The following is a 6,507-nucleotide window of genomic DNA, read 5'->3' as shown; positions in this document are numbered from 1 at the left end:
TGCCGCATACCGCTCATCGACATCGAAGAAGCCAGGCTGATCCGCCATCGCCACTGCCTCCGCTGACCGAAGCCAGTAAATCACCTCAGTGCCCTAACAGCGAGGTATTTCGAAGTGTCCATTCGGCGAAATGGCCCGGCTGGTCGGGAAACAGGCTCATCCCGCCGGTCGGCACGTTCAGAAGATGCCTGGCCTCGGGCGTCGAGCAGGCGAGGCCCGGCCCCACTTCCTCCGGCTGGAACACCAGCACTTCCATACCGGGGTGCGCACGGCGCGCCTGCTACGCCAGGGTGGTTCCGGCGAAGCCGCCGCCGATGACGGCCAGAACCGGGGGGTGCGCCTGCGCCGGCTCAGCCGTCGAGACGGCGGGCCTCATCGGGCAGCATGATCGGGATGCCGTCCCGGATCGGATAGGCCAGGCCGGCCTTGTCGCTGACCAGCTCGCCCCGCTCGCGGTCGTACCGCAGAGGGCCCTTGGTCACGGGACATACCAGGATCTCCAGCAGCCGGGGATCCACGGTGCCGCCGGTGGGCGAGTCCTGAGGGATGGAAGAAGCGGTGTCGGATGGGTTCGTCATCACCTTGATTCCTGCGCCGCCGCGCGCCGCCCGTCAACGGAGCGCGGCCAACCTAACTGGGCAGTCTGCCTGCCATCGGCCCGGCACTCTCGATCCGCAGCAGCGAGATCAGCAGCGACGTCCGCTGCGGCAGCCCGGGTGCGGTCAGCAGCGCCTGCTTCTCCGCATCGCCGAAGGGACACATCATGCTAAGCGAGTTCACCAGCGTGACGGCATCGGTGCGACCCACCGCTTCCCAGTCGGCCTCGATGTTGCGGCTCTGGAAATATGGCCGCAAGGCCTGCAGCAGTGCATCGCGGTCCACGCCCTCCTCGGCCGGCGCTTCGAGGTCTCCGCCATAAGGAGCGTAATCCGCCCGCACCCGGCGCACGCCGTCCGCGCGCTCGGGCAGTTCCTCCAGCAGGTCGAAGCGGCTGAGGCCGCGCAACGTGATCAGGTAGCGGCCGTCCTCCGTTTCCGCGAAGGAGGCGATCCGCCCCAGGCAGCCGGTTCGGTACGGGGTGGAGCGGCCATTCACCCGGGGATGGGCGGGATCGGGCAGCATCATGCCCAGCATCCTGCCATGCGCCAGGGCATCCTCCACCATGGCCAGGAAGTGCGGCTCGAAGATGTTGAGCGGCAGCCGCGCACCGGGCAGCAGCAATCCGCCAGTCAGGGGGAAGATGGGGATCACGGCCGGAAGTTCCTCGGGCCGGGGATGGAACGGATCCATGCCCGGCCTCGCATTGTTCAGCGGAATAACAGCGTGGAAAGGCCGCGCCTTGCCTTCACCGTGGCCGGGTCCATCGGACCCCAAGCCTCGAAGAACTTCAGCAACTGCTTGCGGGCGGCCTCGTCATTCCAGGCACGGTCGCGCTTGATCGCCTCCAGCAGGGCGGCGGCGGCCTCACCCCGCTCCTCGGCGGCATTCAGCGCGACGGCCAGGTCGATGCGCGCCTGGTGGTCATCGGGATCGGCGGCCAGCCGCCGCTCGAACTCGGCGGTCCGCTCGCGCGCCTTGCGGCCTTCCGCGGCGAGTTCCAGCGCCGATCGCACCGACACGATCTCGGCATGGCCGCGGATCTTCTCCGGCACGCTGTCGAGCACCGCCAGCGCCTGCTCCTCCTCGCCCAGCGCCATCAAGCAGCGGGCCAGCCCGGCCATGGCCTCGGCATTCTCCGGCTCCTGCTGCGCCAGGGCGGCGAACAGCTCCAGCGCGCCCTGGTGATCGCCGGCTTCCACCGCGGCCTTGGCCTCGCCCAGCAGATCGGCGGAAGGCATCTGCCCGCCGGCTAGCTTCAGCAGGTTCTCGACGAACTTCTTCAGCTCCGATTCCGGCAGCGCCCCCTGGAACAAATCGGCGATCTGGCCCTGCCAGAAGGCCACCACGGTGGGCACCGATTGCAGCGGCAGGCCCATCTGGGACAACTGCTGCACCAGGGCCCGGTTCTGGTCGATATCGATCTTGACCAGCCGCACCCGGCCCTGGCCGGCGGTGACCACTTTCTCCAGCGCCGGGGTCAGCTGCTTGCAGGGGCCGCACCAGGTGGCCCAGAAATCCACCAGGACGGGAACCTCGCGGCTGGCTTCCACCACGTCCTTCATAAAGGACTTGGAGTCGCTGTCCTTGATGATGGCGGCCGCGGCCGCAGCCGGTTTCGGTTGGTTCGGGTCGAAAATCGTGTCCATTGTCTTAAAGCACCGGTTCAGGAATTCCTTGCTGCATAGATGCGTGGGAAGGCTCGGCGTGCAAGGCGGCATCTGATGATGGCCGGCGCGACAGGGCCCGGCAGGCGCCCCGGAGGGGCAAGCCGGCGTTCAGGCGGCGGCGGGGTCGAACACGACCGCAGCATGGCCCAGGCCGCGGAGGAAGCGCAGCAGCTCGGCCGGGGCGAGACCGGTGCTGGCGGTGTTGGCCAGCGGGTGGAACCACGCCGTGCCGGCCTGCGCCAGCGCCTCGTCAACCGCCACCCGCACCCGGCCGGGCACCGCGTTGACCAGCCCGAAGGGCGTCACCGACCCGGGCCACACGCCCAGCTCGGCGAACAGCTCCTCCGGCGTGGCGAACTGGCCGCGCCCGGTGTTGAGCAGCCGGCAGAGCGCGTTCACCGAGACCTGCCGGTGCTGCTCCAGCACCAGCAGCAGGAACGGCTCGGGATCGGGGCGGCGCAGCCGGAGGAACAGGTTCTTGGAATGGGCACCGGGCAGGCCAGCGCGGAGCGCCTCGCCGCCGGCCACGGTGTGCTGCGGCGGATGTTCCACCGTGCGGGCGCTGATGCCGGCGGCGGCGAGCCGCGCCAGCAGGCCGTCCGGTGTTTCGGCCGGCCGGCCGGCGGTCAGGGCGGGAATGGCGAGAGGAGCGACGCTGTCCATCCCGCCCCCATAGGCGATGTCACGGCTCAGCGCATCGGCAGGGCGTAGAGCAGCCCGCCCTTGGTCCACAGGTCGTTGACGCCGCGCGGCAGGCCGACCGCGGTTTTCGGGCCCATGCTGCGCTCATACATCTCGCCGTAATTACCCATGGCCTTCACCACGTTGGCGGCCCAGGCAGGGTCGAGCTTCAGGGCCTGGCCTAGTTCCGGCGTGACGCCCAGCAGCCGCCGGGTGTTGGGGTTGACGGAGCTGCGCTTCATCTCCTCCACATTCGCGGCAGTGACGCCCTGCTCTTCCGCCTCGATCAGCGCGTTGACGTACCAGCGCACCAGGTCGAACCATTCATCGTCGCCGCGCCGCACATAAGGGCCGTAGGGCTCCTTGGAGAAGCGCTCCGGCAGGATGGTCCAGTCGGAGGGGTTCGGCATCGAGGCGCGGGTGGCCGCCAGCTGCGAGGCATCGGTGCCGAAGCTGTCGCAGCGGTTGTTCTGCAGCGCCCCGGCGGCTTGGTCGGTGCGCTCGAACAGCACCGGGGTGAAGGCCAGGTTCTGGCTGCGGAAGTAATCCGCCGTGACCTGCTCGTTGGTGGTGCCCTGGATCAGGCAGATGGTGGCGCCGGCCATCTCGGACGCCTTAGCGATGCCGGCGCCGGCCCGCACCATGAAGCCGTGCCCGTCATAGAAGTAAGGCGTGATGGCGCGCAGCCCCAGCGTCGCGTCGCGCAACATCGTGTGGGTCGAGGTGCGGAACAGCACGTCGATCTCGCCCGAGCCCAGCGCGGTGAAGCGGGTGGAGGAGGAGAGCGGCTGGAACCGCACCTTGTTCGGGTCGTTGAACAGCGCCACCGCGAGGCCGCGGCACAGATCCACGTCCAGCCCCTGCCAGACGCCCCGCGCATCGGGCAGGGCGAAGCCGGCGATCCCGGTATGGACGCCGCAGACCAGCTGGCCGCGCGCGCGCACCGCGTCCAGCGTGGCGCCGGCCTCGGCCGGCCGCTGGGAAGCGAACAGCGATGCCAGCAGCGCCGTGGCGGCGAGGATGCCTCGTTTCATCATGGTGCTCAGCCTTCCCGGATGCAGAAGCGAGAGCGTGCGGAGCGCCGGGCGCCACGTCAACAACGGCCACGTCCCCGATGGCCGGGTCACGGGGATTTGGGCCGCGCGGCGGACAGGGTTCGGCCGGATGCCGCGGCGATGGCGCGAAACGCCGATATTTCTCCAGGGCTGGGCAACCCGGAGTGCTTCATGTACTTTCCGTAATCTCTGGCGTGTGCTGCGTGCGCCGGAGGCTCCTGCCTGCGCGGGAGACAGCCAACGGAGGTTATTGAAACCCGAGCGCAGGACGTTTCCATGTCCCTTGCCCATCCCTCCGGCCGGAGCGATTCCTTGTTCCGGCGGTTCCTGCACAGCGGCGCCTCCGGCGGCCTGGTGCTGATGGCCGCCGCGGCGCTGGCCATCGTGACCGCGAACTCCCCGGCCGCACCGGCCTATTTCGCCGTGCTGGGCCACTATCTGGGCCCGCTCAATCTCCAGCACTGGATCAACGACGCGCTGATGGCGGTCTTCTTCCTGATGGTCGGGCTGGAGATCAAGCGGGAGTTTCTCGACGGCCAGCTTTCCACCTGGAGCCGCCGCATCCTGCCCGGCGCGGCCGCGGCCGGCGGCATGGCGGTGCCGGGACTGATCTACGTCGCCTTCACCCTGGACGATCCCTCGGCGCTGCGCGGCTGGGCGATCCCGGCGGCTACCGACATCGCCTTCGCGCTCGGCGTGCTGTCGCTGCTCGGGCCGCGGGTGCCCGCCTCGCTCAAGGTGTTCCTGGCGGCCCTGGCGATCATCGACGACCTGGGCGCCGTGCTGGTTATCGCCCTGTTCTACACCGGCGACCTGTCGCTGATGGATCTGGGCGGGGCGGCGCTGGTGCTGGCGGTGCTGATGGGGCTGAACCGTGCCAGGGTGCAGCACCTGCTGCCCTACCTGTTGCTGGGCGTCGTGCTCTGGGCGCTGGTGCTGCGCTCCGGCATCCATGCCACGCTGGCGGGCGTGCTGCTGGCCTTCTTTATCCCGATCCAGGTGACGCCAGGCCGCCCCGAGGCCGACCCGGCGCATTCCCCGCTGCACCGGCTGGAGCACGCCCTGCACCTGCCGGTGGCGTTTCTGGTGGTGCCCATCTTCGGCTTCGCCAATGCCGGCGTGTCGTTCGAGGGCGTCACCCTGGCCACCTTCGCCGCGCCGCTGACGCTCGGCATCGCGGCAGGGTTGGTGCTCGGCAAGGTGGTTGGGGTGTTCGGGATCACCGTGCTGCTGGTGCGGCTGAACGCCGCCGACCTGCCGGCCGGCGCGAGCTGGGGGCAGGTGTTCGGGGTGTCGCTGCTGTGCGGCATCGGCTTCACCATGAGCCTGTTCATCAGCCTGCTGGCCTTTGACAGCATCGCCCTGCAGGATCAGGCCAAGCTCGGCATCCTGGCCGGGTCGCTGGTGGCGGGGCTCGGCGGCTATGCGGTTCTTCGCCTGAGCCGGCGGGAAGGCAAGGCGCCGGGCACCCACGGCGCCTGAGCCCGGTGCAGGAAACCGGCGCCGCTGCTCAGGCGGCGCCGAGCAGGCCGATCAGCCGCGCCGCCTCGATGGCGGCGCGGCGGGAGGGCGGAATGATCGCCGGCGCGCGCGCCGTCATCAGCACCACGCTGACCACCTCGGCGATCCATTCCACGTAGAGCTCGCGGCTGAACCAGAAGGCCTCGTCCGGCTGCCCGGCGGCGCGGGCGGAATCGGCGCGAACCGCGGCCAGCAGCGCCCGCAGCCGGGCGCCCATGCGTTCCCCGGTCATGGCCTCCCGGCATTCGGACACGGCGCGCTCGGCCCCCGCGAAGGCCAGCGCCGCGCCCGGGGCGCTGGCCTGGGCATGAAGCAGCCGTGCTTCTTCCAGCGTGTCGTCGAGCAGGATGTTCAGGAAGTCACGAATCAGCATCGCCGTTCCCCCGCATCCTCCCCAGGCTGGACCCGGCGCCCGCCGCAAGGCAAGCGCCACGTAGCGCCCCGGCCTTGCCGTGACTCAGCCTTCCAGCTGGGCGTCCAGGGTGATCTCCGCCTTCAGCAGCTTGGACACCGGGCACCCGGCCTTGGCCTTCGCCGCTAGCTCCTGGAACCTGGCGTCATCGGCACCCGGGATGCTGGCGCGCAGCGTCAGGTGGACGGCGGTGATGGCGAAGCCTTCCGCCTGCTTCTCCAGGGTCACGTCCGCGCTGGTGTTCATCTGGCTCGCCGTCAGCCCGGCCTCGCCCAGGATCAACGACAACGCCATGGTGAAGCAGCCCGCATGGGCGGCGCCGATCAGTTCCTCCGGGTTGGTGCCGGGCTTGCCCTCGAAGCGGGACGAGAAGCCGTAGGGGGCGTCCTTCAGCGCGCCGCTCTGAGTGGACATGGTGCCCTTGCCGTCCTTGATGCCGCCTTGCCAAACGGCGCTGCCCTGAGCCTTCATGGTGCTGTCCTTGTTGTGCCGCGCCGAGGTGACGCTGTGGGCACAATGCGCGAGGCGCCCCGGGGTTGGCCGTGCCGCCCTGCCCTGACAGCGCAGGGCG

Annotated in this window: 8 protein-coding genes and 1 pseudogene; 1 reads left to right on the top strand and 8 read right to left on the bottom strand. The window is 69.8% G+C overall.

Annotation, left to right across the window (positions count from 1 at the left end; translation table 11 throughout):
- Positions 1–85 precede the first annotated feature (85 nt).
- The 6 genes and pseudogenes from D2K64_RS16305 to D2K64_RS16280 all read right to left on the bottom strand — a co-directional run.
- Positions 86–259, bottom strand: a pseudogene (locus D2K64_RS16305) (FAD/NAD(P)-binding protein); the annotation flags it as partial.
- 91 nt (positions 260–350) lie between these two features.
- A complete protein-coding gene (locus tag D2K64_RS16300; RefSeq protein WP_120009440.1) occupies positions 351–578 on the bottom strand; it encodes a Trm112 family protein in 228 nt (75 codons plus the stop codon).
- Between the two features lie 52 nt (positions 579–630).
- Positions 631–1,251, bottom strand: coding sequence for an LON peptidase substrate-binding domain-containing protein (locus tag D2K64_RS16295; protein WP_306418947.1), 621 nt, complete (start codon positions 1,249–1,251; stop codon positions 631–633).
- 56 nt (positions 1,252–1,307) lie between these two features.
- Positions 1,308–2,246 (bottom strand): thioredoxin family protein, encoded by a 939-nt coding sequence (locus D2K64_RS16290; RefSeq protein ID WP_120009438.1) that lies wholly within the window; start codon positions 2,244–2,246, stop codon positions 1,308–1,310.
- Positions 2,247–2,375: 129 nt separating this feature from the next.
- Positions 2,376–2,930 carry a prolyl-tRNA synthetase associated domain-containing protein gene (locus tag D2K64_RS16285; protein WP_120009437.1) on the bottom strand — a complete coding sequence of 185 codons (555 nt, stop codon included), beginning with the start codon at positions 2,928–2,930 and terminating at the stop codon, positions 2,376–2,378.
- A gap of 26 nt (positions 2,931–2,956) precedes the next feature.
- Entirely contained in the window at positions 2,957–3,985 is a 1,029-nt protein-coding gene (locus tag D2K64_RS16280) for an amino acid ABC transporter substrate-binding protein (protein ID WP_238384234.1), read from the bottom strand.
- A gap of 294 nt (positions 3,986–4,279) precedes the next feature.
- Between D2K64_RS16280 and nhaA the strand changes: the two genes are divergently transcribed.
- A complete protein-coding gene (gene nhaA, locus D2K64_RS16275; protein WP_120009436.1) occupies positions 4,280–5,485 on the top strand; it encodes a Na+/H+ antiporter NhaA in 1,206 nt (401 codons plus the stop codon).
- 28 nt (positions 5,486–5,513) lie between these two features.
- Here nhaA and D2K64_RS16270 read toward each other — a convergent pair whose 3' ends face one another.
- Both D2K64_RS16270 and D2K64_RS16265 read right to left on the bottom strand, forming a co-directional pair.
- The gene (locus tag D2K64_RS16270) at positions 5,514–5,897 is read right to left on the bottom strand and encodes a hypothetical protein (protein WP_120009435.1); all 384 of its coding nucleotides are present in this window, start codon (positions 5,895–5,897) and stop codon (positions 5,514–5,516) included.
- Between the two features lie 84 nt (positions 5,898–5,981).
- Positions 5,982–6,407 (bottom strand): OsmC family protein, encoded by a 426-nt coding sequence (locus D2K64_RS16265; RefSeq protein WP_120009434.1) that lies wholly within the window; start codon positions 6,405–6,407, stop codon positions 5,982–5,984.
- Positions 6,408–6,507: the final 100 nt, after the last annotated feature.

The sequence above is a fragment of the Teichococcus vastitatis genome (assembly GCF_003604215.1).
Lineage (GTDB): Bacteria > Pseudomonadota > Alphaproteobacteria > Acetobacterales > Acetobacteraceae > Pseudoroseomonas > Pseudoroseomonas vastitatis.
This window is presented reverse-complemented; position numbering and strand designations above follow the sequence as displayed.

Excerpts from the sequence above, each read along its gene's own strand:
- D2K64_RS16300 (WP_120009440.1), bottom strand. The coding sequence starts at position 578 with ATGACGAACCCATCCGACACCGCTTCTTCCATCCCTCAGGACTCGCCC.
- D2K64_RS16290 (WP_120009438.1), bottom strand. The coding sequence starts at position 2,246 with ATGGACACGATTTTCGACCCGAACCAACCGAAACCGGCTGCGGCCGCG.
- D2K64_RS16285 (WP_120009437.1), bottom strand. The coding sequence starts at position 2,930 with ATGGACAGCGTCGCTCCTCTCGCCATTCCCGCCCTGACCGCCGGCCGG.
- D2K64_RS16280 (WP_238384234.1), bottom strand. The coding sequence starts at position 3,985 with ATGATGAAACGAGGCATCCTCGCCGCCACGGCGCTGCTGGCATCGCTG.
- nhaA (WP_120009436.1), top strand. The coding sequence starts at position 4,280 with ATGTCCCTTGCCCATCCCTCCGGCCGGAGCGATTCCTTGTTCCGGCGG.
- D2K64_RS16270 (WP_120009435.1), bottom strand. The coding sequence starts at position 5,897 with ATGCTGATTCGTGACTTCCTGAACATCCTGCTCGACGACACGCTGGAA.
- D2K64_RS16265 (WP_120009434.1), bottom strand. The coding sequence starts at position 6,407 with ATGAAGGCTCAGGGCAGCGCCGTTTGGCAAGGCGGCATCAAGGACGGC.